Source organism: Phaeobacter inhibens DSM 16374, from assembly GCF_000473105.1.
GTDB classification, from domain to species: Bacteria; Pseudomonadota; Alphaproteobacteria; order Rhodobacterales; family Rhodobacteraceae; genus Phaeobacter; species Phaeobacter inhibens.
In genome coordinates this window covers 3,041,199-3,063,913 of the sequence record NZ_KI421498.1, presented here as the reverse complement: position 1 = coordinate 3,063,913, position 22,715 = coordinate 3,041,199, and the positions used below count along the sequence as shown (strand labels likewise).

The following is a 22,715-nucleotide window of genomic DNA, read 5'->3' as shown; positions in this document are numbered from 1 at the left end:
GTTCAGAGGGCGCCGGAACCGGCCCCCAGTGTTGTCCCGTATCGCGTAGCTTAGGCCAGCTCGACTTCGGCGCCAGCTGCTTCCAGCTTGCCTTTGATGTCTTCTGCTTCGGCTTTGTCCACGCCTTCTTTGATCTTGCCGCCAGCTTCGACCAGCTCTTTGGCTTCTTTCAGGCCAAGACCGGTGATGCCGCGAACTTCTTTGATCACGTTGATCTTGGAAGCGCCGGCGTTCTTCAGAACGACGTCGAATTCGGTCTTTTCTTCTTCAGCTGCGCCACCGGCGTCGCCGCCAGCTGCCATGACAACTGCGCCGCCAGCTGCGGGCTCGATGCCATACTCATCCTTCAGGATGGTTTTCAGTTCTTGTGCTTCAAGCAGGGTCAGACCAACGATGTCTTCTGCCAGTTTCTTCAGATCAGCCATTTTATCAGCTCTTTCCGTTTACAGTGTGTGTGTTCCAACGTGCAGGCAGGTGCCTGACGCCAGTCATTCAGTGCCAACCGCTTACGCAGCTTCCGCCTTCTCTTCGATGGTCGAAAGAATGCTTGCGATGTTGCTTGCAGGTGCGCCAATTGCGCCAGCGATGTTGGAAGCAGGTGCGCCGATGCAGCTTGCGATCTGAGCAATAAGCTCGTCGCGCGAAGGCATTTTCGACACGGCTTCAACGCCGGCACGGTCCAGAGCGTTCTCACCCATTGCGCCGCCAAGGATTTCGAACTTTTTGTTCTCCTTGGCGAAATCCTCTGCCACCTTAGCGGCGGACACAGGATCTTCGGAATAGGTCAGTACGGTCATCCCCGTCAGCAGGTCAGACATGTTTTCACACGGCTTACCCTCGAGGGCGATTTTGGCGAGCCTGTTCTTGGCAACACGCACGGAGGTGCCAGCGTCGCTTGCGCGCGCCCGCAGATCCTGCATCTCAGCAACTGTCAGACCGGTGTAGTGGGCTACGACCACCACGCCAGAGCTTTCGAAGATCTGGCCGAGTTCCTCGACCACTCTCTCTTTCTGGGCTCTATCCACAGTTCTCTCCAAGTTTAGGGACACTTGCGCATCCCGGCTCATTGATGTGCCGAACATTGCTGTCCGGCGTTCAAGTCCGTTTTAACGGGGTGAGCCAAAATCACCCGAGGGTAGGAATTCCCTCGATCCTTTGGTCGTTCCCGTCTCAGGAGGGAAATTAAGACCCGATCGACAGGCCACCCACCATCTTGGACGAAATGAAATAAAGCGCACGACGAATCGCACGCTTTACTTCAAGGCCGTAGTTAGTCGCATTTGAGGGGATTTCCAAGGGCGAAAATAGAAATTTGAGATAGGCAATCCACCAGAGCCTTCGATCAACTTTTAAGTTGACAAACATGTTTTAAATTTTTAAAGTATTTTTACTGAAGCAAAGTAGGATTAAGAAAATGAATAGACGTCACCAAGACATGCTCGAATCCCGCATTGACGAGCTAGTGCTAACCAAGGGCTGGACCACGATAAGAGCAGAGGAGCTCCGCCTTTGGTATGAGCAAAAAGTCACAAAAGGCGTTTGGCGCGATATTCAGAACCGCGTCGATACGCTCAGCGAAGAAACTGAAAACCCAAAACTCAAAGTTGGAGTATACGACTACGACGGAAACTTCCTGTTAGTCGACCTCTCTGAGATTGGCACCCTCTCCGACTTGGCCAAGTAAACCCACCTCCCAAAGAAAAAGGGCGGCCCTTGCGGTGCCGCCCTCCTGACATCAGCTGTACTACCGATTACTCGGTAACCGCGGTTTCCACGTCAACGGTAACGCCCGGGCCCATGGTGGAGGACAGAGCGATTTTCTTCATGTAGGCGCCTTTGGCACCAGCTGGCTTTGCCTTGGCGACTGCCGAGATGAACGCCTTGACGTTCTCGATCAGCTTGGCTTCGTCGAAGGACGCTTTGCCAACGCCTGCGTGTACAACGCCGCCTTTTTCAGCCTTAAACTGAACTTCGCCACCTTTGGCTGCTTCCACGGCCGCTTTCACGTCCATGGTCACGGTGCCAACCTTGGGGTTCGGCATCAGGTTGCGGGGGCCAAGCACTTTACCCAGACGGCCAACGATCGGCATCATGTCAGGGGTTGCAATGCAGCGATCGAAATCGATGGTGCCGCCCTGGATGGTTTCCATCAGGTCTTCTGCACCGACGATGTCCGCGCCAGCTTCTTTGGCTTCGTCAGCCTTCGCGCCACGAGCGAAAACAGCAACACGCATGTCTTTGCCGGTGCCGTTGGGCAGGCCGATAACGCCGCGAACCATTTGGTCTGCGTGACGGGTGTCAACGCCGAGGTTCAGGGCGATTTCGATGGTTTCGTCGAATTTTGCGTTTGCGTTCGCTTTGATCAGAGCGACTGCTTCTTCCACCGACAGGTTGTCCTTACCAGCGAAAGCTTCGCGCGCAGCGCGGGTCCGTTTACCGAGCTTAGCCATCTTACTTCACCTCGATGCCCATGGAGCGGGCAGAGCCCAGGATGATCTGCATCGCGGCTTCGATGTCGTTCGCGTTCAGATCTTTCATTTTCGCTTCGGCGATTTCCTTCACCTGAGCAACGCTGACGGTGCCCACGGTTTCGCGCGACGGGTTGTTCGCGCCGGATTTCACTTTGGCGGCCTTCTTCAGGTAGTAAGACGCAGGCGGCGTCTTGATGTCCATGGTGAAGGACTTGTCCTGATAGTAGGTGATCACGGTCGGGCACGGCGCGCCAGGCTCCATGTCTGCGGTCTTGGCGTTGAACGCCTTGCAGAATTCCATGATGTTGATGCCGCGCTGACCCAGTGCCGGACCGACCGGCGGGGATGGGTTTGCCTTACCGGCGGGCACTTGCAGCTTCATTGTGCCAACAAGCTTCTTAGCCATTTGGTGTTCCTTTCAACGAGGACAGGACGCGTCCTGCCCGGAGAATGTTGCGTGGTCCGATGTCAGGATCGCGATCCCTAGATCTCCCACGAGAGAATCTCGCCCGAAGGCGATAAAGGCGGCGTGTATAGGGGAATGCGGGGGTTGGCAAGGGGTTGGGAGAGGTGCGCGCCAGTAAACAACCGGCCAGATTGCCTGATACAAGGGCAAGTGACTTTTCATGCGTAATGATATCATATAACATTTCGCAACCACTTGCTGCGGCAACCTTTAAAACCACCCCTACCAAAGGCCTCAAGATGACTGGAAACTGCGGTCAAACCAGCCTGAAACGTAAACCGCGCCGTGGAAACCCGATGCAGGATTACGACTGCCTCCCGCCAGACCTGCGCCGCTGGATCTCATCCGCCGTCCTACCTTGGAGCGCCAAGTCCGTTCATCGCACCTTCAACAAGGCGCTGGCCCGCACAGGTGACAGAACACACGCTTTTGGCGAACTGAATCGGATCCAGCGGAAACTGACGGCTAAGGATGCACAAAAGATCTGGGGATCGTCTCATCCTGATGCGGTTTCATCCAAAAGATAAAAGGCGACCCACTCGGGGTCGCCTTATCTCACGTTCGCATAGAAACAAAAGGGGCGTTATCACCCCTGCTTGGTCACCTGAGTGAAGTCCAGTTCCACCGGGGTTTCCCGGCCAAAGATGGACACGGTGACCTTGAGTTTTTGATTGTCGTCGTCGACGCCTTCGACCATGCCGTCGAAATCTTCGAACGGTCCATCGTTGACTTTGACCTTTTCGCCCACTTCAAAGGAGATGAGCGTGCGCGGCGCTTCTTCGCCTTCCTGAACGCGGCCCAGGATCCCCTGCACTTCGGCGTCGCGCATCGGCATCGGGCGGCCTTGCGGACCGAGGAAGCCGGTGACCCGGTTAATGGAGGAAATCAGGTGGTAGCCACGATCGGACATTTCCATATGCACCAGCACGTAGCCGGGCATGAAGCGACGCTCTGTCGAGACTTTCTTGCCGCGACGAATCTCGATCACCTCTTCGGTGGGGACCAGAACTTCGTCGATCTCGTCTTCAAGGCCCTGTTCTGCGACCGACGTGCGGATCTGCTCTGCGATTTTCTTTTCGAAGTTCGAAAGAACGCTGACCGAATACCACCGTTTCGCCATGAACCTGATCGTCCTTGTGTCTCTTGGCCGACTAGACTGTCGTGCCGCTGCTGAAATAAAATGCAGCCTCTCGCGGCTGCCCTCTAACAAAAAGCGGCGCGCGACACGAATCGCCACACGCCTACGTCAGAGCTAAGCGCTCACCTACCGCCCCGGGGGGGCAAGATCAAGAGGTGAGCCGTCAATTGCAAAGCCTAACCCCCTGTGTCGCAACGATGCGCAACACGGGGTCGTCAGGCTGAGTTAGCCGAACATGCCCAAGATGCCCTCAAGCCCAAAGCGGATCAGAATATCCACAATGGCAAAGAACACGGCCGTAAGCGCCGCCATGACAAACACCATCACGGTGGTCAGCAGCACCTCACGGCGGGTCGGCCAGACGACCTTGGAAACTTCGGCGCGGACCTGCTGAATAAACTGGACGGGGTTGGTGGTGGCCATGAGGCGGGATTCTCTCTGCTAGCAATCAAACAGCGATTTAAACGCAGACCATGGCAATTTCAAGCCCCACCGCGGATCGCGCACCGGCATCTGGCGTCCGGTGTCTGACTGGACAGGCACAAGCCCACCGTCCGTTGAAGCCCCGTGATGATCGCCCCTGCCAGAACAGACGCGCCAACCGCCGCTGGTGCAGTCAATTCTATCTTAATTTTCGAGAGGCATAAATATCGCCACCGGGCAGCGCAGATGCCATCACATCGCGCCCTGCCCGCCACCGAGCGCGATTATGAGATAGGATTCCATGACCCTCGCACAGAACGATCCACAGGCTACCCGCCTGAGTCAAACCACCCCAGCAGGGGCCGCCACCCAGCGCGAAGCGCAGGCAACCCCACCGCTGACCATGCAAATTTCCGGTAAACTTTCCGGGCGCGACCACGCGCGGCCAAAGCAGGCGGACGCCAAATTGGATCCTGAACTGCAGGAGCAACTGACCGCGCTGTTTCAGCACGGGCAACATCAGCAGGCTGCAGCCCGGTGCGCCGAATTGCTGAACAGCCATCGTAAATCTGCTTTCCTCTGGGAATTGCTTGGCCGCTGCCATCTGGCACAGGCCGCGCTGGATGAGGCTGCGACCTGCCTCAACAAGGCTTGCGAACTGAACCCGACCTCGGCCACGACCTTTGCTGCGATGGGCGATGTTTACCGCCGCCAGAACCGGCCGGAGGATGCGGTCGCGCTTTACAAAAAGGCACTGGCGCTTGATTCGACCTGCCTGTCTGCGCTCAATAATCTGGGCAATACACTGTTGGATCAGGATCGCATCATTGAGGCGGACCAGTGCTTTGCCAGTGCAATTGATCAGGCGCCGGACAATGCGCAGCTGCTCTACAACCGCGCCAATATCCAGCGACAGCTCGGTAATCTGGGCATCGCGCGCGATCTCTACGGACGGGCCGCGCGATTTGCGCCGGGTTTTCTGGAGGCACGCTATAATCTCGCCCAGCTCACCGGCATGGCCGGCGACAGGGTTGAGGCGATCCGCAATCTGGAACAGATTCTGCTGGCCCGCCCAAACGATGATCGTGCCCGCGCCCAGAAGCTGCGCTTGATGGCGGATCTTTGCGACTGGCGCTGGCTCGACGAATATCAGGATCACCGTCGCCATCTGGGGCTGCGCGGCTCCGCCTGTGCGCCTCAGGCTCAGATCGGTCTCGAAGATAACCCCGACCTCCTACGTATCCGGATGCAGGCCCATGCCAGTGCAGGGCTACAGTCGGATCCGGCGCCACAACGCCCTCGGGCAGAGACGCGGCCCCCGCAACTTCGTGTTGGCTATTTTGTCAGCTCAAATCAGGATCTGGACGCACTGCGGCTGCTCGACAGCCTGCTAGCCCGCCATGACCAGAGCCGGTTCTCCCTATATGTCTACACCGCCAGCGCGCCGCGCGCAGATCTTGTCGGTGTCCTACACCGTGACATTCGCGGACTGTCGCCCACCACGATCAAGACGCAGGCCGTGGCAGATCAGCTGGATATTGCGATTGATCTGACCAGCTACACGCAAGAGGCTGATGCAACCGTATTCTCGGCCCGGATTGCACCTGTTCAAATCGCCATGCCAGGCTTCCCAGGCACCATGGGCACCCCCGCCTATGATTATATCGTCGGGGATGCCGTCACCTGCCCGCCCGGTAGTGAGCGATATTTCGAGGAGCATCTGATCCGCCTGCCGCACAGTTACCAGAGTGTTTCAGGGCCGCAGGATTTGTCTGGACATCAGTTCAGCCGCCGCGATTGTGGCCTGCCGGATGAGGCATTTGTATTCTGCAGTTTCACCGCCGGCCACGCGATAACACCGCGTGAGTTCGACATCTGGATGCGCCTGCTGACCAAGATCGACGGCAGCGTGCTCTGGCTGGCGGATCACCCCGAAGAGGCGCAGGCGGCTCTTCGGCAGGCAGCAGGCGATCGCCGTGTCGACCCGGACCGCGTGATCTTTGCAACGCCTTGCACCGGTGAAGAGCGGATGGCGCGCAGCATGGTTGCGGATCTCTTCCTCGACAGTTTCACCCTCAATGCCGGTCCTGCGGCCCGTGATGCACTGGTTGCCGGGCTACCTGTGCTGACGATGGCCGGTCGCCAGTTCGCTGCACGCACCACCGCCGGCCTGCTGGCTGCAGCCGGTATGGAGGAGTTGCAGACAACGACGCCCCAGGCCTATGAGGCGCGCGCTCTAGAACTGGCCAGTGATCGCGACCAGCTGATGGCGCTGCGCAGCAAACTGCGCCTGATGCAATCCAAGGCACCGCTGTTTGATACGGCAGGTTACATGATGGATCTGGAGCGGGGATTGGACATGGTCTTTGCCCGCCACTGCGACGCACTGCTGCCACAGCATGTGACGGTTCCGGCCGAGGATGTGCTGCCGGCAAAACCAACCGACAGCTACAGCGCAGCACAGGCCGCAGGCACGCCCATTCACGCCGCCTGATTGGGCAATCGTCACCCCTGAAACCCAACGCCTTCCCCGCCCCAGAAAGGCGGCGGAGGCGTTTTGCCTGCCATGCGGGCTGGATCCAGCGAGACCGATCCACGAAGAGAGAGCGGACAGGCGCAGCTGCGGCTGTGGGGCAGCGAATCGAGACAAGGCCCGTGTGGGATGTCTCGTTTCTGAGATGAGAGAGTGGCAGGGGCATCAGGGTTCGAACCCGAGACCTACGGTTTTGGAGACCGTCGCTCTACCAACTGAGCTATACCCCTACGGTGCGGCAGTTCCTAAGCCAGAGCTGCGCGGCTGGCAAGAGGGAAATCACCGAAATTTCCCTGATTTCCCTGTCTCAGCCCGGGATGACTGGTCCCGACTGTCGCGCTCCAGTATGACAGAACAAAGGATCCAGAAGAAAGAGCCCAGAGTGAGCCTGCGTAAGAAAATCGCTGACAGCCCGAAGGTGAACCGCGCCGTTGAGGCGCTGCTGGCGGGCTATGTGCGTTTCGCCTATCGAACCTCACGCTGGGAGCGTCGCGGATTTGAGGAGATGGATGCCTGCGTCGCCTCGGGGGAACCCGTGATCTTCGTGCTCTGGCACCAGCGGCTGATCATGGCTCCCTATCTGTTTGACACCTCTCTGGGCAGGATCTGCGCGCTGACCTCCGCCGCCCGCGCCGGACGGCTGGCGGGACAGATTCTCGTCCGTCTGGGGTTTGAGACCATCCCGATGTCCAGCCACAAACGCCATGTGGCGCTGTCCCGCGAAGTGCTGCGCCGCACCAAGGAAGGGTGTTCGATCGGCATTGCCGCTGACGGCCCGCGCGGCCCGGCGCGGGTGTCCTCGGGCGTGCCGATCACGTGGGCGCGGATGACCGGATGCCGTGTGTTCACCGTCGCGTTTGCAGAACGGAAAGTGATTAAGCTGCCAACCTGGGACCGGCAGATGCTGCCCCTGCCATTTTCGCGTGGTGTTCTCCTATGTCAGGAATGGACAGAGGAGGTGCCTAAGAAGCCAAGTGACGAGCAGGCCGAAAAGCTGCGCCTGAGGCTGGAGGCCTCCCTGGATGAGATTACAGATAGGGCAGATGCGGCGGTCGAACGCGACGGTCAGAGCCAGAAGAATCAGGCTAGTTAGTTAGAGCGTTTTTCGCCGCAGTTTCGGTTGGTGAATTGGTCACCGATGCGGAGACTACCCCTCAAACTCTGCCAGCCCCGGAGACCGCGTAGTTTGTGGATCTGCTTTCCTGCACTACAGCGAGATTCGGATAAAAGCGCCCCCGGACAACACCAACCGTGCCTTGGCAGAAATCCCCGTAACGCTAGTGTTTATAAAAGCCATAAGAGGGAAGTCGGCCGCTTTCCCGTCTCGCTCAGGTCACAAATCGCCCCCTGCCCTGTTCAAATGTCACCACATAGAAAAAGGCCGCCCCGTTTGGAGCGGCCTTTCTTTTGTTTCACCGGTGTGGCTCTCGGCGATTTTCTAGCGAAAACCAGCTGTCACCACTGGCCAGAGTTTCCTATGGAAACTCGACCTTAGTCGGTGATTTTCGACACAACGCCGGCGCCGACGGTGCGGCCGCCTTCGCGGATGGCGAAACGCAGGCCGTTTTCCATCGCGATCGGTGCGATCAGCTCAACGTCGAACTTCAGGTTGTCGCCCGGCATAACCATCTCGGTGCCCTCAGGCAGGGTCACGGTGCCGGTCACGTCGGTGGTGCGGAAGTAGAACTGCGGACGGTAGTTCGCGAAGAACGGGGTGTGACGACCACCTTCTTCTTTGGTGAGGATATAGGCCTCAGCTTCGAACTTGGTGTGCGGCTTCACAGAACCCGGCTTACACAGAACCTGACCACGCTCAACGCCGTCACGGTCCACACCGCGCAGCAGCGCGCCGATGTTGTCGCCAGCTTCACCACGATCCAGCAGCTTGCGGAACATTTCCACACCGGTACAGGTGGTGGTGGAGGTGTCACGGATACCAACGATTTCGATCGAGTCGCCAACGTTGATCACGCCGCGCTCAACACGACCGGTCACAACGGTACCACGACCGGAGATCGAGAACACGTCTTCGATCGGCATCAGGAACGGCTGGTCAACAGCGCGCTCAGGGGTGTCGATGTAATCGTCAACAGCCGCCATCAGTTCCTTGATCTTCTCTTCGCCGATTTCAGGCTTGTTGCCTTCCATCGCCGCCAGAGCCGAACCTGCAACGATCGGGATATCGTCGCCGGGGTAGTCGTAGGAAGACAGCAGTTCGCGGATTTCCATTTCGACCAGCTCCAGGAGCTCTTCGTCGTCAACCTGGTCCACTTTGTTCATGAACACGACCATCTTCGGGATGCCAACCTGGCGGCCCAGCAGGATGTGCTCGCGGGTCTGCGGCATCGGGCCGTCAGCAGCGTTCACAACCAGGATCGCGCCGTCCATCTGCGCCGCACCGGTGATCATGTTCTTCACATAGTCAGCGTGGCCGGGGCAGTCGACGTGGGCGTAGTGACGGGCTTCGGTCTCATATTCCACGTGCGCGGTCGAGATGGTGATCCCGCGCGCTTTCTCTTCAGGTGCGCCATCGATCTGGTCGTAGGCTTTGAAGTCACCAAAATACTTGGTGATCGCTGCGGTCAGCGTGGTCTTGCCGTGGTCAACGTGGCCGATGGTGCCGATGTTGACGTGCGGTTTTGTACGTTCAAACTTTTCCTTAGCCATTCTGTAGGCGCCCTTTTGAATTGGGGGTCGAAACCCGACCCGAATTTCCTCTGCGCGCGCGGCTTATTTGGTTTGCAGGTGAAAATCAACCCGTTCCGGCACGTCGGCGCGCAAATCACCGTAAGATCGTAGACGAGACCCCACAGCCCGCGTGCCCGGCCCATCGCAGTTAGGCTGATGTCAGAACAAGACCGCCAACTCGCGCGTTATACGCGCGAACTTCTGCAGTCTCACAACGATGAAAACTACGACCTGAGAACGTCAGCCAGCCGCCGCCGTTTGCCCAGCGCTTGCGGCGGTGGCATCTTCACCGAGGTCCGCAGCACTGCCCTGTTCCGGCTCAAACCAGCCGTTTTCCTTGCGCTGCTCCACCAGCCAGTCTTCGATCTGGCCGACGGCGTTGCGCGCGAGCCCCAGCATCTGCTCTTCCCGGGTACGGGCGTGACCTGATCCAACCAGGAAACTATCTGCTGTTGTCGTCTCGAATACGGTGAATTTTTTCACGGCCTTGTTCAGCTTGGTGCCTGCGGCGTCATCCCAGACGGTCACGTTAATGGCCAGAACCGATTTCGGGCTGAGCACGAGGGGCACACCGCCAGGGGCAACAAAATAGCCCTCAACACTGATTCCGAAGTGATAGATCTTATCCCCGTTATATTGGCTGAATCGGGCATCAACCTCATTGGTGAGGATATCGACCCATTCCTCCTGCGAGACTTCACGTGAGCCAGGCACCATCTGCACCTTGGAGGCGATGACGATATTATGGCCGAGCTTGAAGGTACCAAGATCCTCCAGCGGTTCGTCAGGCGCGGCCGCGGTACAGGCGGCAACGGCGACCATGGCGGCCAGGAGAGCGAAGATCCGGATCATAGCAGTCTCATTTCAATTAACAGACGTCTTCAGATAGCCGCCCCGTACGGAACCGGTAAAGCCATGATGGCCGTGTGGTTCCGACGGGTGGCGCTGAGGCCACAGGTGCGTGGCCGCAAGAGACGCCTCATTTGAATTTGTAGTTGCGCGGGAAACCATAAGGCGGCCGTTTGCCGATACCGGCACGTTTGCCTAGCCATTGCCCCAAGTCGGTCTCGTGCCGTGTCTTGCCGCCACCCATTTCCCAGCTGATACCATCGTCCCAATTGAAGGTGGTGACATCACTCAGCCCGCCATCAAGCTCCAACGATCCCTGCTTGCCACGCGCCATATTGTATTTCTGCAGACGCACGCCTTTGCCTCGGGTCAGTTCCGGCATCTCCTCAACTGCGAAAACAAGGAATTTGCCATTCTCGGACACCGCCGCAACGTGGTCACCCGTCACCCGGATACAGATCTTGGCGCGGTCGTCGTCTTTGACGTTCAGCACCTGTTTGCCGCTACGGGTCTGGGCGACGATATCTTTCTCCGCGCAGATGAAACCATTGCCGGCATCCGAGGCGACCAGCAGGCGGCCTTCCGGGTTGTGGATCAAGATATCGACGATCTCAACCTCATTCGGCAGATCGACCATCAGCCGCAAAGGTTCTCCCATGCCGCGTCCGCCGGGCAGATTGGACGCGGAAATCGTGTAGAACCGTCCGTTGGAGGCGAAGACCAGCAGCCGGTCTGTGGTTTCGGCATGGAAGATGAAGCGGGGGCCGTCGCCATCCTTGAACTTCAGTTCGCGCCCCAGGTCGATATGGCCCGTCATCGCCCGGATCCACCCCATCTGTGAGCATACGACCGTGATCGGCTCACGGTCGATCATAGCTTCCAGCGGGACCTCTTCAACCTCTCCCGCCTCGGCAAAGCGGGTGCGACGGGGGCCGCCCTCATAGGTTTTGCCGAACTGCTTTTTGGTGTCCTTCAACTGCTCAGCGATGCGGGACCATTGCAGATCCTCTGATGCCAGCAGTTCAACCAGCCCGGCACGTTCCTCGCGCAGGGCGTCACGTTCGCGGACCAGTTCGATCTCTTCCAGACGGCGCAGGCTGCGCAAGCGCATGTTGAGAATCGCTTCGGCCTGCACCTCGGTCAACTCCCCGGCGCCGATAGCGGGCGAAACGTAGTCAGCTTCGGTATAGGCGCGCGGGTGATCCAGCGACCAGTTTTCCCGCATCAACGCGGCCTTCGGATCATCGTCATACCGGATGATATCAATGACACGATCCAGATTGAGGAAGGCGATGATGAAACCTTCGAGCACCTCAAGACGATGATCGATCTTGTCCATCCGGTGCTGCGACCGGCGCTGCAGAACGTCGCGACGGTGATCAAGGAAAGCGCGCAGCACCTCTTTCATCGAACAGACCTTGGGCGTGACGCCGTCGATCAGCACGTTCATGTTAAGGCTGAAGCGAATTTCCAAATCCGAATTGCGGAACATCATGTTCATCAGCACTTCGGGATCCACATTCTTGGACTTTGGCTCAAGAACGATGCGGATATCCTCGGCCGACTCGTCGCGCACGTCAGCCAAGATCGGGATCTTCTTCGTCTGGATCAGTTCCGCGATCTTTTCGATCAGCTTGGATTTCTGCACCTGATAGGGAATTTCGGTGATGACGATCTGCCATTGGCCGCGGCCCAGATCCTCGACCTCATGGGTACAGCGCAGGCGGAAAGAACCACGACCAGTATTGTAGGCCTTGGCGATGTTTTCCTTAGGCTCAACGATAATGCCCCCTGTGGGGAAATCCGGCCCGGGCACATAGTTCAGAAGGGTGTCATCGCGCGCATCAGGGGTCTTGATCAGATGCAGGCAGGCATCAATCAATTCGCCGATGTTATGCGGCGGAATATTTGTCGCCATCCCCACAGCGATACCCGCTGCACCATTGGCGAGGATATTCGGGAATGTTGCCGGCAGTACCGCCGGTTCAGTCAGGCGTCCGTCGTAGTTATCGCGGAAATCAACGGCGTTTTCACTCAGGCCTTCCAACATCGCCTCGGCGACGAAGGTCATCCGCGCTTCGGTGTAGCGCGAGGCCGCAGGGTTATCACCGTCGATATTGCCAAAGTTGCCCTGACCGTCCACCAGCGGGTAGCGGACGTTAAAGTCCTGCGCCAGACGCGCCATGGCATCATAGATCGCGGCATCACCGTGAGGATGGAAATCACCCATGGTGTCGCCGGAAATCTTAGCCGATTTCAGAAAACCGCCGGTGGAGGTGAGTCGCAGGCGGCTCATGGCGTAGAGAATGCGGCGATGCACCGGTTTCAGGCCATCACGCGCGTCGGGCAATGCCCGGTGCATGATGGTGCTGAGAGCATAGGTCAGGTAACGCTCGCCAATCGCGCGGCGCAACGGTTCCAGTACTTCTCCGGATGCGGGGGAATCGGGGGTGTCTTGATCATCTACCAGGTCGGTCATGTATTGGTGATACTGTCCCCTCCAGTCGTGGTAAAGCGGGGCCGTAAGAAAATGCGGAGTTACCCCCATATATCGGCCCGACCACTACCACGTGTGAGGGTGTGCCGAACGCCGACATCTCTTCGCGTGCAACGTCGGTCGATCGGGGGAGAAAGCGGCCACCTCTCCCCTATTGCGACTCGTTAAACTGCTGTAGGATTTGAAGATGCTGGAACAAACTGTGTTGCAGGTGCGTATTACCTGCATGAGGGCGGAGGCTCGCCATTCGTGAATTTGCACAGGTTTTCAAGCTGATCCTGGGGGGGATTTGTATATGTCGCGTTTTGTTATTGCATCGTTTCTATTCTTGGGCTGGGGCTTCTACGAAGCCAGTGGCGGCGCCGATTTTGAGCCGCCGAAGGGGCCCTCGGCCGCAGTTGATATCGCCAGAGCAGCCTTTGGCAATGACAGTAGCCCATCAAATACATCTGTGCGCAGCACCGAGGTAACGGCCGAATCTCTGGTCAGCAAGGTGGCGCTACGCGTCCCGCAGAGTGATAGGGCGCAAGCAACGAACAGGAAACCTGCGCGACCAGCCGCCGACCCTGCGCTGCGCTCTCGGGTGGCGATGGAGCAGATTGCCGCGATCGGCGCAGGTCTCAGCAACAGCGATGCAGCATTTTCGGCCACCTCAGCGTCTCAAGCGAGTTTCCAAACGTCCACGGCGACATCCGGCGCAGTACAGCTGGCCTCGCTCACCGACGGGTTGTCGGCGCAACCTCTGATCCAGGCCGCGATTGAGACCGACCCGCAGGAAATCGTGGAGCCGGACGCTGATATTCGCTCCATCACGGCAACGCGCGTCAACATGCGCTCCGGTCCGGGCACGGTTTATCCAATCGTTGACCGGCTGAGCAATGGCGAGGAGGTTGCGGTGTTTGAAGATATTGGTACCGGCTGGCTGCACCTGCGCACCGTAAAAGACGGCAAAGTTGGCTGGATTGCCGCTTCCCTGGTGAGCCAGAAACGCCCATAAAGCGCCGGTACAGGTGACCGCGCGAGGGGATTTATGCAAAAAACAATCCTGATGACAGGCTGCTCTTCCGGGATCGGCCTGGATGCAGCCCATGGGATGCGCGAACGCGGCTGGACTGTTTTTGCCGCCTGCCGTCAACGCGTCGATTGCGACAGGTTGCGGGCGCAGGGGTTCATCAGCCCGTTGATGGACTACACCAATGCTGAGACGCTCCGCAGCGGCCTTGACGAAGTGCTGGAGCACACCGGCGGCACATTGGATGTGCTGTTCAACAACGGCGCCCATGGCCTCCCCGGCGCGGTTGAGGATGTCTCCACCGACGGGCTGCGCAGTATCTTTGAAAGCAATGTCTTTGGCTGGCACGAGCTGACCCGCAACGTCATCCCGGTGATGCGCGCACAGGGGCATGGGCGCATCGTGCAGAATTCCTCGATCCTCGGATTTGTGAGTTTCCCTTGGCGCGGGGCCTATGTCGCCACCAAACACGCGATTGAGGGGCTGACCGACACCATGCGGGTTGAACTGCGGGACAGCGGAATCAGGGTCATCCTGATCGAACCCGGCCCCGTTACATCCAAGATCCGCGAGAAGGCCATTCCGCATTTCGAGAAATACGTCGACTGGGAGAATTCCGCCCTGCGTGATCGCTATGAGACGAGCCTGCTAAAACGTCTCTATGAGAGCACCGGACCAGACAGATTTGAACTCCCGGCCTCCGCTGTTACGGTCAAGCTGGTTCACGCCTGCGAGAGCCGACGCCCGCATCCGCGTTACTATGTCACTGTGCCGACCCATGTTGGCGGTGTGCTAAAACGCATCCTGACCACACGCGCGATTGACCGCATCCTCGCGCGGCTTAGATAGCTGATGCGCGGTCAGACCTGCCATGGGGGCAGCCGCTGGCGCGACAAGAAACAAGGAATATGAAAAGATGGGCGATCCGCTCTACATCCTGGCGATTGCTGCGATCGCAGCAACTGTCATCGTGCTGGTGATCGGCATTGGTGGGTTCGGCGCCGGTGGTGCCTTCAACGCCAGAAACGCCAATAAGATGATGCGTCTGCGCATCCTGTTTCAGTTTCTCGCCGTGGTGTTCATCCTTGGCTATGTTTATCTTCGCAGCCAGGGAGGTCAGTGAGCCATGGTCGTATTGAACAAGATCTACACCCGCACCGGCGACAAGGGGGACACTGCGCTTGGCAATGGCGACCGTGTGGCCAAACATTCCGCGCGGGTGAATGCCTATGGCACCTCGGATGAGCTGAACGCCTTTGTCGGAGTGGCCCGGCTGGAGGCCGAGAATGAGATGGATGCCGCTCTGGCCCGCATCCAGAATGACCTTTTTGATCTTGGCGCAGATCTGTGTCGGCCGGAAATGGACAAGGACGCTCATGCCGACTACCCGCCCCTGCGGGTTGCCGATGCGCAGGTCTCGCGGCTGGAAGCGGAAATTGATGCGATGAACGCGGAACTCTCGCCGCTCCGCAGCTTCGTGCTGCCTGGCGGTGCCGCCCTCTCCGCGCACCTGCATGTCTGCCGCACTGTGGCGCGGCGCGCTGAACGTTTGGCGACCGACCTTGCCACGCAGGAGGACATCAATCCGGCGGCGGTGAAATATCTCAACCGGCTCTCGGACTGGTTCTTCGTCGCATCGCGCGCTGCCAACGACAATGGGGCACGCGATGTTCTGTGGGTGCCTGGCGCCAATCGCTAGCACCCCGAGGCATCTTTCTGGCGCCGTACAGGCCGGTCAGCCTGTACGGCGCGTCATCTGCCCGAAGTTCGCCAATGGCTACACTGGCAAGCGGACCGCCTTGCCGACGGGCCATGATTCTGCGCCACGATCTGCTTCCCTTGCGGCAGTGCAGCATCTTCCGTCGCAACATTCCTGCAAAACTGCTGATGCAAACCGTCAGACGCGACGTCGGAGGGCGGTAACGTGACGATTTTGCCCTGTTGCGGCGCAATCTAAGCCGCTATCAACATCGCGAGAGCATGGAGGAGAGTCGCCCCGGCGGCTTGCCGTTTGTTAAGGAGAGAACGCAAAATGAAGGTACTCGTGCCTGTCAAGCGCGTGATTGACTACAACGTGAAGGTCCGCGTCAAAGCGGACGGCAGCGGTGTCGATCTCGCCAACGTCAAAATGTCGATGAACCCGTTCGACGAAATCGCCGTCGAAGAGGCCATCCGCCTCAAGGAAGCTGGCAAAGCAGATGAGATCGTTGTTGTCTCCATCGGTGTGAAGCAGGCGCAGGAAACCCTGCGGACCGCGCTGGCCATGGGCGCCGATCGCGCAATCCTCGTCAACGCCGCTGATGATGTTCACACCGACATCGAACCGCTGGCCGTTGCCAAGATCCTAGCCAAAGTCGTCGAAGAAGAGCAGCCCGGTCTGGTTCTGGCCGGCAAACAGGCAATCGACAACGACATGAACGCAACCGGTCAGATGCTGTCTGCGCTCTTGGGCTGGTCCCAGGGTACTTTTGCCTCTGAATTGGACGTCGATGGCGACAACGCTGTTGTGACTCGCGAAGTGGACGGCGGCCTGCAGACCATCAAAGTGAAGATGCCCGCTATCGTCACGGTCGACCTGCGCCTGAACGAGCCGCGCTATGCCTCGCTGCCGAACATCATGAAGGCGAAGAAAAAGCCGCTCGACGAGAAAACTGCCGCTGACTACGGCGTCGATGTCTCGCCGCGTCTGGAAATCATTTCGACCACCGAACCCGCAGCTCGTGCCGCAGGCATTATTGTTGGTTCCGTTGATGAGCTGGTCGGGAAACTCAAAGAAGCGGGGGCTGTGTAATGGCTGTTCTTCTCCTTGCCGAAGTGACCGATGGCGCGCTGGCGCTGGACGCAACCGCAAAAGCGGTTACCGCTGCGGGCAAACTGGGCGATGTTACGGTGCTGGCCGCCGGCGCTTCCGCAGCCGCCGCTGGCGAAGAAGCCGCCAAGATTGCTGGCGTCGCCAAAGTTCTGGTTGCCGAAGATGCGTCGCTGGGACACCGCCTGGCGGAGCCAACTGCAGCGCTGATCGCCTCGCTGGCATCCGACTACGAGCATATTGTTGCGCCCGCGACCACAGACGCCAAGAACGTTCTGCCCCGCGTGGCGGCCCTCTTGGATGTCATGGTGATCTCGGACGTGTCCGGCGTTGTTGATGGCGACACCTTCGAGCGCCCGATCTACGCAGGCAACGCGGTGCAGACCGTAAAGTCGCGTGATGCGAAAAAGGTGATCTCCTTCCGGACCTCCACCTTTGATGCGGCTGGCGACGGCGGTTCTGCCTCTGTTGACACCATCTCCGCAGCTGAGAACCCCGGCCTGTCCGAATGGGTTGAAGACAAGGTCGCCGCAAGCGACCGCCCTGAACTGACGTCGGCCGGTGTGGTTGTTTCCGGTGGTCGCGGTGTTGGCTCCGAGGAAGACTTCAAACTGATCGAAAGCCTCGCAGACAAGCTGGGTGCCGCAGTTGGTGCATCCCGCGCAGCAGTTGATTCAGGTTACGCGCCGAACGACTGGCAGGTGGGTCAGACCGGTAAGGTCGTCGCACCAGAGCTTTATGTTGCGGTTGGCATCTCCGGTGCAATCCAGCACCTGGCTGGTATGAAAGACTCCAAGATCATCGTTGCGATCAACAAGGACGAAGAGGCGCCGATCTTCCAAGTGGCCGATTATGGTCTTGTCGCTGACCTGTTCCAGGCCGTGCCTGAGCTGATCGAGAAGCTGTAAACTTCGCAGATATCTCATGAAGGAGCCCGCAACTGATGTTGCGGGCTTTTTCCGTGGCCATCCATAGGGCAGTTTTCCGATGGAGCTGGGCCTATGTGGTCAGGCGGGGCCGCAGATACTGCGCCACCTGTTGTGCTATTCGCAGATGCTCCTTCGGTCCCAGCATGCGCTGCGCCGAGGGCAGATCAAGTTGGCCGTAAAACATGCCGTCAATGTCAGCGGCGTCACGTGCCGTATGTACGGGAATTTCCAACACCCCGAGGACGCGGGCGCGCAGCGCATCCACCATGGGCCGGTCCACGAGCGCAGGTTCGTGACCAAACAACGCCTGCTGGTCGACGTCATAATGCACCCACAAAAGCGTCACCGCACCGTTCAGGGCCGAGATCAACTCTCCCATCCGCTCAACCCAAGTATCCTGCAAGTGATCGCGAACCGTTTCGTAACGGGTTGTGCAGCAAGATCTGAGCGCGCTCAGCAGATGCTTGTTGAAGTGATATTCGGTAAAGTCCACTTCCGGGTAAAGTTCCAGCAACGGGTCATGTGCGCAGAGGAACCTGTCATTGCGTCGCGGATGCACCTTGTAATAGCCGTTGGAGATATTCTGTGCACCAAGCACCTGCAGCAGCGTGGTTTCAGCCTGGCCCGCGATTTCCAGAAGATCAGGATCGCTCAGGAAACTGTCGACCCCGGCGTTCACACTGCCGAGGTTCACGCAGACACGGTCAAGCAACGCCTCGGCTTCAGATACAAACGGTCGTTCGACAAAACGTCCAAAGACCTCTGTGCCGCCAATAAATGCCAAATATGGTTCAGTCAGATTACGCGCCGGCCCGCGGACCAATAATTTCGAACCCGCATAGCTGCAAGGCTCGCCCGCAAGCGCTGTCGCGCTCTTGAGTTCATAGCTCATAATACCCACCAAATTTCACCCGAGACTCACCTAACCCGAGATCCGTTGATGAAATGCTAATGCTCAACTTTGCCTAAAAAGCCACCCAATCGGCCTTGTGCCCTCCGCAGACCCGCCAGTATGATCCGCCGGAAAACTCCCAAGAGGCATGAGCGATGGACATCCAGAAAATAGGCGTGATTGGTGCAGGCCAGATGGGCAATGGCATCGCTCACGTGATGGCCTTGGCAGGCTACAACGTTGTTCTTAATGATATAAATCAGCAAGCGCTGGACGCAGCCGTAAGCGCGATTCAGAAAAATCTGGCCCGTCAAGCCAGCAAAGGCAAGATTGACCAGACCGAAGTTGAGGCCACGCTGGGGCGCATCTCGACCTCACTCACGCTGGCCGATATTGGCAAGACCGATCTGGTGATCGAGGCGGCGACAGAGCGGGAGACTGTTAAGCAGGCCATTTTCGAGGATCTGCTGCCGCATCTCCTGCCGCACACGATTCTCACGTCCAACACATCTTCGATTTCCATCACCCGACTGGCCAGCCGCACCGACCGCCCAGAGCGGTTCATGGGGTTCCATTTCATGAACCCGGTGCCGGTGATGCAGTTGGTCGAACTGATCCGTGGTATCGCCACTGATGAGGCCACCTTCTCAGCCTGCCATGCGGTGGTTGAAAAGCTGGGCAAGACTGCCGCCAGCGCCGAAGATTTCCCCGCCTTCATCGTGAACCGCATTCTGATGCCGATGATCAACGAAGCGGTTTATACCCTCTATGAGGGCGTGGGATCGGTGAAATCAATCGACGAGTCGATGAAACTGGGTGCCAACCACCCGATGGGTCCATTGGAGCTGGCTGATTTCATCGGCTTGGACACCTGCCTGGCGATCATGAACGTGTTGCATGACGGTCTGGCGGATACAAAATACCGCCCCTGCCCGCTGCTGACAAAATATGTGGAAGCTGGCTGGCTTGGCCGCAAGACGCAGCGCGGATTCTATGACTATCGCGGTGAAACACCGGTGCCGACGCGCTGATCCTGAATGGGAAGAGGAGGCGTTGCCCCCTCTTGCTCTGGCGACCGATTCACCCAGGGGTATTTTAGCCAGAAGAAGAACTGGCGATTGATCAGCTGTTTTCGCCGAGGCTGAGCGTATGCTCCCGCAGCCAGGCCATAAAACCGCGCGGATCGCTCTGCAGTTTTTCCATCTGCGCCTCGGTCAGCGGTTCGCCGACAACCGGGCTTTGTGGTTTATTGCAGGATCGCACGATCTCATGCAGCAGCAACCCCTGCCGCAGGATTGGCGACACCCGGTTGGCGATCTGGTACCACCGGGAATTGCTGCCCGGGAAGAAAATTGGCACCACCCGCGCGCCGGAACGACGGATCAGCTGCGCCGTGAAGACGTTCCACTCCTGCTCAATCGCGGGGCCGAACCATGTCTCTGACGACATCACCACACCGGAGGGGAACAACGCCACCACACCGCCCTCCTTCAGATGAGCCATGGTTTTGGCCCGCATTTCGACCATCTTGCTTTGCGCTTCGGGGTCGTGGGGGAATGGCACCGGGATCATGAAAGAGGTCGCCGCCTCATCCAATCCGGTCAGTACCGAGCGTGTCAGGATCCGGTAGTCCTGCCGTACCCGGCCAATGAGGTCCGCAAAGATCATGCCATCGACCATGCCATGTGGGTGGTTCGCAACCACAACCACCGGTCCTTCACCAGGGATCCGCTGGATCTGTTCCATGGGCGTTTCGAGATCGATACCCATTACATTCAGGGCACCGCGCCAGAATTTCTGACCACGATATTCAGCATTACTGCGTTCAAAACGACGCACCATGCGCAGGATTGTCAGCTTTCCTGTGCACCATTCGATCGCCCGGATCGCAAGCGACGTCCAGCGATCGTCAAAGGAATTGGCGTAGGTGAGCGTCCGGCGGTCATAGATCTCGCCGGTCTCTTCGGTCCCTGGCGTCACGCCAGTGTCCCGATCATGCGCAGTATCCGCCAAGTGCCTTGTCCTGTTCCGTAATCGTGAATGAGCCTCAGTAGCCTTCGCCGAACTTATCGGCAACAAGCGTATCCAGCGCTGAGGCCAGCGCCTCTGCATCCGGGCCCGAAGTCTCGATGTCAATAGTCGTTCCTTTTGAGGCTGCCAACATCAAAAGCCCCATGATGCTGTCTCCGGACGCCGACAACCCATCCCGCGACACCTCGGCCGTGGCATCAAAGCCTTCAACCACTTCAACCAGCTTGGCCGATGCGCGCGCGTGCAGTCCTTTTTCGTTGACGATTTTCAGCGTTTTCTGAACCATTTAGTGCGCTTGCTCCCCTTCGGGGTTGATGTTTTGGGCGTTAATGTACTTGCGACCCGCCTCCATGGCATGCCGGACCGCATCGGCCACCGGTAGATGGCGGGATTTTGCCAGTTTGATTAGCATAGGAAGATTGGCCCCATAGAGAATCCTTCGATTAGCTGGGGTGCAGGCCAAAAGGCTGAGATTAGACGGAGACCCGCCAAACAGATCGGTGACCACCACAACGCCACCGCCGCTGTCGACCGCATCAGCGGCCCGGCAGATCTCGCGCTGTTTCTCGTCCCGGTCATCTTCCGGACCGATACTGATAGCCTCAAGGCAGACCTGAGGACCCACGACATGCTCCACGGCGGCCAGATATTCTCTGGCCAACCCCCCATGTGCAACGATCACAATTCCGATCAAGCCGGTCCCTCACTTCTGTCGCGGGCTGTGCAGCTCGCGGTGCCTAATTGACACCTGCTGCCCGTCTTCCGCAAGATCCTTTGCCAGGGTTTCTGCCAGTGTGACCGAGCGGTGCTGCCCTCCGGTGCATCCAAATGCTATAGAGAGATGCGATTTACCTTCTTCTCGGTAGGCAGGCAACAGCAAGCGGATCAGATCCAGCACCCGATCGAAGAACGGCTCATAGCGGCTGTCCTCACGAACGTAAGACTGTACCGCCACGTCGCGCCCGTCTAGACTGCGCAGGCTCTGTTCCCAGTAAGGGTTGCGCAGAAAGCGGCAATCAAACACCATATCGATACTGCGCGGCACGCCGCGTTTATAGGAAAAGCTCTGCAAGGACACAGCCAAGGACCGCCCGCCGGGGGCAAAGCGCCGTTCGATATCCGCCTTTAGCTGATGGATGTTCAATTCGGAGGTATCCAGCAACAGGTCAGCGCGGTCGCGGATCGGCAGCATCAGATCAATCTCACGCAAGACCCCGACCTCCGGATCTTCTGCCGGAGCAAGCGGGTGCCGCCTGCGAGTTTCCGAATAGCGCCGCAGCAGGACTTCACGGTCGGCATCAAGGTACAGCACAGTCAGGTCAAGATTCCGGCGCGCGGACAGCATATCGATGACATCAAGCAGCGCCGCCGGGGAGAAATCCCGGTTACGACTGTCGAGTCCAAGCGCCATCGGGCGAGTCAGGCTGTTGGCGTCAACCAGTCCCGGCAGTAGTCGAAGAGGAAGGTTGTCAATCGCCTCAAACCCGAGATCCTCAAGCACATTGATCGCAGTGGTGCGCCCTGCACCAGACGGGCCTGTCACCAGGACGATCGGCACCGCCGTCGGATCGCAGGCAATATCCGGGTCACGCATCGGGGTTAACGCTTCCGTATTTGAGCAACTGTATCAGGGCGAGCGCGAACTGGGGGCCATCGACGCGGCGCAGCAGGCGGATTGGCTGGTTCAGGATCATGGTTTCCAGCTCGGGTGGCAGGCGATCTGTTTCAAGCTGTTCCAGATCAACAACGGCGGTCAGCCGGGATCGCGAACATGCGCTGGCCCGCAACAGCCCTACGCCGCGCGCTTCGATCATGCCATGCAGGGCTTCAGGGGCTGAGGCCTCCAGCCCCTGATCGTTTACAGCCACGATCACCTGATCATCGGAGACCAGCGCCGCCCCAAAGGCCATCAACTGCAATGCCAATGTCGATTTTCCACTGCCGGATCCGCCTGTTATCAATAACCCACTCCCAGCG

General features: G+C 58.6%; 26 protein-coding genes and 1 tRNA gene. 11 read left to right on the top strand and 16 right to left on the bottom strand.

Annotation, left to right across the window (positions count from 1 at the left end):
* Nucleotides 1-50: 50 nt before the first annotated feature.
* Both rplL and rplJ read right to left on the bottom strand, forming a co-directional pair.
* A complete protein-coding gene (rplL, locus tag INHI_RS0118505; RefSeq protein WP_014876026.1) occupies nt 51-425 on the bottom strand; it encodes a 50S ribosomal protein L7/L12 in 375 nt (124 codons plus the stop codon).
* 81 nt (nt 426-506) lie between these two features.
* Nucleotides 507-1,025: a 50S ribosomal protein L10 gene (rplJ, locus tag INHI_RS0118500; RefSeq protein WP_027248544.1), complete on the bottom strand. Its 519-nt coding sequence runs from the start codon at nt 1,023-1,025 to the stop codon at nt 507-509.
* Between the two features lie 389 nt (nt 1,026-1,414).
* Between rplJ and INHI_RS0118495 the strand changes: the two genes are divergently transcribed.
* A complete protein-coding gene (locus INHI_RS0118495) occupies nt 1,415-1,684 on the top strand; it encodes a hypothetical protein (RefSeq protein ID WP_027248543.1) in 270 nt (89 codons plus the stop codon).
* A gap of 67 nt (nt 1,685-1,751) precedes the next feature.
* Here INHI_RS0118495 and rplA read toward each other — a convergent pair whose 3' ends face one another.
* Nucleotides 1,752-2,450 (bottom strand): 50S ribosomal protein L1, encoded by a 699-nt coding sequence (gene rplA, locus INHI_RS0118490; RefSeq protein ID WP_014878906.1) that lies wholly within the window; start codon nt 2,448-2,450, stop codon nt 1,752-1,754.
* A gap of 1 nt (nt 2,451) precedes the next feature.
* Nucleotides 2,452-2,877 carry a 50S ribosomal protein L11 gene (gene rplK, locus INHI_RS0118485; RefSeq protein WP_014876029.1) on the bottom strand — a complete coding sequence of 142 codons (426 nt, stop codon included), beginning with the start codon at nt 2,875-2,877 and terminating at the stop codon, nt 2,452-2,454.
* A gap of 227 nt (nt 2,878-3,104) precedes the next feature.
* On the opposite strand from rplK, the gene INHI_RS21350 reads away from it, so the two are divergent.
* Nucleotides 3,105-3,464, top strand: a complete 360-nt coding sequence (locus INHI_RS21350; protein WP_345741329.1) for a DUF6525 family protein — start codon at nt 3,105-3,107, stop codon at nt 3,462-3,464.
* Between the two features lie 59 nt (nt 3,465-3,523).
* Here INHI_RS21350 and nusG read toward each other — a convergent pair whose 3' ends face one another.
* Both nusG and secE read right to left on the bottom strand, forming a co-directional pair.
* Nucleotides 3,524-4,057 (bottom strand): transcription termination/antitermination protein NusG, encoded by a 534-nt coding sequence (gene nusG / locus INHI_RS0118475; protein ID WP_014876030.1) that lies wholly within the window; start codon nt 4,055-4,057, stop codon nt 3,524-3,526.
* 243 nt (nt 4,058-4,300) lie between these two features.
* Complete coding sequence (secE, locus tag INHI_RS0118470) at nt 4,301-4,498, bottom strand: preprotein translocase subunit SecE (RefSeq protein WP_008560174.1); 198 nt, start codon at nt 4,496-4,498, stop codon at nt 4,301-4,303.
* Between the two features lie 301 nt (nt 4,499-4,799).
* Here secE and INHI_RS0118465 point away from each other — a divergent pair, with 301 nt between their 5' ends.
* Nucleotides 4,800-6,992: an O-linked N-acetylglucosamine transferase, SPINDLY family protein gene (locus INHI_RS0118465; RefSeq protein WP_027248541.1), complete on the top strand. Its 2,193-nt coding sequence runs from the start codon at nt 4,800-4,802 to the stop codon at nt 6,990-6,992.
* 193 nt (nt 6,993-7,185) lie between these two features.
* Here INHI_RS0118465 and INHI_RS0118460 read toward each other — a convergent pair.
* Nucleotides 7,186-7,261: transfer RNA gene (locus INHI_RS0118460), tRNA-Trp, on the bottom strand.
* Between the two features lie 152 nt (nt 7,262-7,413).
* On the opposite strand from INHI_RS0118460, the gene INHI_RS0118455 reads away from it, so the two are divergent.
* Nucleotides 7,414-8,124, top strand: coding sequence for a lysophospholipid acyltransferase family protein (locus INHI_RS0118455; RefSeq protein ID WP_036767172.1), 711 nt, complete (start codon nt 7,414-7,416; stop codon nt 8,122-8,124).
* Between the two features lie 398 nt (nt 8,125-8,522).
* Here INHI_RS0118455 and tuf read toward each other — a convergent pair whose 3' ends face one another.
* The 3 genes from tuf to parC all read right to left on the bottom strand — a co-directional run bounded on the left by tuf (nt 8,523) and on the right by parC (nt 13,047).
* Nucleotides 8,523-9,698, bottom strand: a complete 1,176-nt coding sequence (gene tuf / locus INHI_RS0118450) for an elongation factor Tu (RefSeq protein ID WP_014876013.1) — start codon at nt 9,696-9,698, stop codon at nt 8,523-8,525.
* Nucleotides 9,699-9,959: 261 nt separating this feature from the next.
* A complete protein-coding gene (locus INHI_RS0118445) occupies nt 9,960-10,571 on the bottom strand; it encodes a hypothetical protein (RefSeq protein ID WP_027248540.1) in 612 nt (203 codons plus the stop codon).
* Between the two features lie 127 nt (nt 10,572-10,698).
* Nucleotides 10,699-13,047 carry a DNA topoisomerase IV subunit A gene (gene parC, locus INHI_RS0118440; protein ID WP_027248539.1) on the bottom strand — a complete coding sequence of 783 codons (2,349 nt, stop codon included), beginning with the start codon at nt 13,045-13,047 and terminating at the stop codon, nt 10,699-10,701.
* A gap of 313 nt (nt 13,048-13,360) precedes the next feature.
* Between parC and INHI_RS0118435 the strand changes: the two genes are divergently transcribed.
* The 6 genes from INHI_RS0118435 to INHI_RS0118410 all read left to right on the top strand — a co-directional run bounded on the left by INHI_RS0118435 (nt 13,361) and on the right by INHI_RS0118410 (nt 17,794).
* The gene (locus INHI_RS0118435) at nt 13,361-14,062 is read left to right on the top strand and encodes an SH3 domain-containing protein (RefSeq protein WP_027248538.1); all 702 of its coding nucleotides are present in this window, start codon (nt 13,361-13,363) and stop codon (nt 14,060-14,062) included.
* A 33-nt stretch (nt 14,063-14,095) separates the two neighbouring features.
* Nucleotides 14,096-14,926: an SDR family NAD(P)-dependent oxidoreductase gene (locus INHI_RS0118430; RefSeq protein WP_027248537.1), complete on the top strand. Its 831-nt coding sequence runs from the start codon at nt 14,096-14,098 to the stop codon at nt 14,924-14,926.
* Between the two features lie 67 nt (nt 14,927-14,993).
* Nucleotides 14,994-15,200, top strand: a complete 207-nt coding sequence (locus INHI_RS0118425; RefSeq protein ID WP_014878898.1) for a twin transmembrane helix small protein — start codon at nt 14,994-14,996, stop codon at nt 15,198-15,200.
* 3 nt (nt 15,201-15,203) lie between these two features.
* The gene (locus INHI_RS0118420) at nt 15,204-15,776 is read left to right on the top strand and encodes a cob(I)yrinic acid a,c-diamide adenosyltransferase (RefSeq protein WP_014876038.1); all 573 of its coding nucleotides are present in this window, start codon (nt 15,204-15,206) and stop codon (nt 15,774-15,776) included.
* Between the two features lie 333 nt (nt 15,777-16,109).
* Complete coding sequence (locus INHI_RS0118415; RefSeq protein ID WP_014876039.1) at nt 16,110-16,868, top strand: electron transfer flavoprotein subunit beta/FixA family protein; 759 nt, start codon at nt 16,110-16,112, stop codon at nt 16,866-16,868.
* Entirely contained in the window at nt 16,868-17,794 is a 927-nt protein-coding gene (locus INHI_RS0118410; RefSeq protein WP_014876040.1) for an electron transfer flavoprotein subunit alpha/FixB family protein, read from the top strand. Before INHI_RS0118415 ends, INHI_RS0118410 begins: the two co-directional genes overlap by 1 nt.
* A 91-nt stretch (nt 17,795-17,885) precedes the next feature.
* Here INHI_RS0118410 and INHI_RS0118405 read toward each other — a convergent pair whose 3' ends face one another.
* Nucleotides 17,886-18,707, bottom strand: a complete 822-nt coding sequence (locus tag INHI_RS0118405) for a DUF6473 family protein (protein ID WP_014876041.1) — start codon at nt 18,705-18,707, stop codon at nt 17,886-17,888.
* Nucleotides 18,708-18,862: 155 nt separating this feature from the next.
* Here INHI_RS0118405 and INHI_RS0118400 point away from each other — a divergent pair, with 155 nt between their 5' ends.
* Nucleotides 18,863-19,738 carry a 3-hydroxybutyryl-CoA dehydrogenase gene (locus INHI_RS0118400; protein ID WP_027248536.1) on the top strand — a complete coding sequence of 292 codons (876 nt, stop codon included), beginning with the start codon at nt 18,863-18,865 and terminating at the stop codon, nt 19,736-19,738.
* 91 nt (nt 19,739-19,829) lie between these two features.
* On the opposite strand, the gene INHI_RS0118395 is transcribed toward INHI_RS0118400, so the two are convergent.
* Genes INHI_RS0118395 through INHI_RS0118375 form a run of 5 tightly spaced genes read right to left on the bottom strand, consistent with a single transcriptional unit; the run spans nt 19,830 to nt 22,699 of the window.
* Nucleotides 19,830-20,720 (bottom strand): lysophospholipid acyltransferase family protein, encoded by an 891-nt coding sequence (locus tag INHI_RS0118395; RefSeq protein WP_014878897.1) that lies wholly within the window; start codon nt 20,718-20,720, stop codon nt 19,830-19,832.
* Nucleotides 20,721-20,754: 34 nt separating this feature from the next.
* The gene (locus INHI_RS0118390; RefSeq protein ID WP_014876044.1) at nt 20,755-21,024 is read right to left on the bottom strand and encodes an HPr family phosphocarrier protein; all 270 of its coding nucleotides are present in this window, start codon (nt 21,022-21,024) and stop codon (nt 20,755-20,757) included.
* Nucleotides 21,025-21,432 carry a PTS sugar transporter subunit IIA gene (locus INHI_RS0118385; protein ID WP_014876045.1) on the bottom strand — a complete coding sequence of 136 codons (408 nt, stop codon included), beginning with the start codon at nt 21,430-21,432 and terminating at the stop codon, nt 21,025-21,027.
* Nucleotides 21,433-21,441: 9 nt separating this feature from the next.
* The gene (gene rapZ / locus INHI_RS0118380; RefSeq protein ID WP_036767167.1) at nt 21,442-22,332 is read right to left on the bottom strand and encodes an RNase adapter RapZ; all 891 of its coding nucleotides are present in this window, start codon (nt 22,330-22,332) and stop codon (nt 21,442-21,444) included.
* Entirely contained in the window at nt 22,325-22,699 is a 375-nt protein-coding gene (locus tag INHI_RS0118375) for an HPr kinase/phosphorylase (RefSeq protein WP_036767165.1), read from the bottom strand. Before INHI_RS0118375 ends, rapZ begins: the two co-directional genes overlap by 8 nt.
* Nucleotides 22,700-22,715: the final 16 nt, after the last annotated feature.

Coding starts and splice junctions, on each gene's coding strand:
- nusG (WP_014876030.1), bottom strand. CDS start 4,057: ATGGCGAAACGGTGGTATTCGGTCAGCGTTCTTTCGAACTTCGAAAAG.
- INHI_RS0118390 (WP_014876044.1), bottom strand. CDS start 21,024: ATGGTTCAGAAAACGCTGAAAATCGTCAACGAAAAAGGACTGCACGCG.
- INHI_RS0118400 (WP_027248536.1), top strand. CDS start 18,863: ATGGACATCCAGAAAATAGGCGTGATTGGTGCAGGCCAGATGGGCAAT.
- secE (WP_008560174.1), bottom strand. CDS start 4,498: ATGGCCACCACCAACCCCGTCCAGTTTATTCAGCAGGTCCGCGCCGAA.
- INHI_RS0118435 (WP_027248538.1), top strand. CDS start 13,361: ATGTCGCGTTTTGTTATTGCATCGTTTCTATTCTTGGGCTGGGGCTTC.
- rplA (WP_014878906.1), bottom strand. CDS start 2,450: ATGGCTAAGCTCGGTAAACGGACCCGCGCTGCGCGCGAAGCTTTCGCT.
- INHI_RS0118425 (WP_014878898.1), top strand. CDS start 14,994: ATGGGCGATCCGCTCTACATCCTGGCGATTGCTGCGATCGCAGCAACT.
- INHI_RS0118415 (WP_014876039.1), top strand. CDS start 16,110: ATGAAGGTACTCGTGCCTGTCAAGCGCGTGATTGACTACAACGTGAAG.
- INHI_RS0118405 (WP_014876041.1), bottom strand. CDS start 18,707: ATGAGCTATGAACTCAAGAGCGCGACAGCGCTTGCGGGCGAGCCTTGC.
- rplK (WP_014876029.1), bottom strand. CDS start 2,877: ATGGCTAAGAAGCTTGTTGGCACAATGAAGCTGCAAGTGCCCGCCGGT.
- INHI_RS0118420 (WP_014876038.1), top strand. CDS start 15,204: ATGGTCGTATTGAACAAGATCTACACCCGCACCGGCGACAAGGGGGAC.
- rplL (WP_014876026.1), bottom strand. CDS start 425: ATGGCTGATCTGAAGAAACTGGCAGAAGACATCGTTGGTCTGACCCTG.
- INHI_RS0118445 (WP_027248540.1), bottom strand. CDS start 10,571: ATGATCCGGATCTTCGCTCTCCTGGCCGCCATGGTCGCCGTTGCCGCC.
- tuf (WP_014876013.1), bottom strand. CDS start 9,698: ATGGCTAAGGAAAAGTTTGAACGTACAAAACCGCACGTCAACATCGGC.
- INHI_RS0118410 (WP_014876040.1), top strand. CDS start 16,868: ATGGCTGTTCTTCTCCTTGCCGAAGTGACCGATGGCGCGCTGGCGCTG.
- parC (WP_027248539.1), bottom strand. CDS start 13,047: ATGACCGACCTGGTAGATGATCAAGACACCCCCGATTCCCCCGCATCC.
- INHI_RS21350 (WP_345741329.1), top strand. CDS start 3,105: ATGATATCATATAACATTTCGCAACCACTTGCTGCGGCAACCTTTAAA.
- INHI_RS0118430 (WP_027248537.1), top strand. CDS start 14,096: ATGCAAAAAACAATCCTGATGACAGGCTGCTCTTCCGGGATCGGCCTG.
- rapZ (WP_036767167.1), bottom strand. CDS start 22,332: ATGCGTGACCCGGATATTGCCTGCGATCCGACGGCGGTGCCGATCGTC.
- INHI_RS0118495 (WP_027248543.1), top strand. CDS start 1,415: ATGAATAGACGTCACCAAGACATGCTCGAATCCCGCATTGACGAGCTA.
- INHI_RS0118465 (WP_027248541.1), top strand. CDS start 4,800: ATGACCCTCGCACAGAACGATCCACAGGCTACCCGCCTGAGTCAAACC.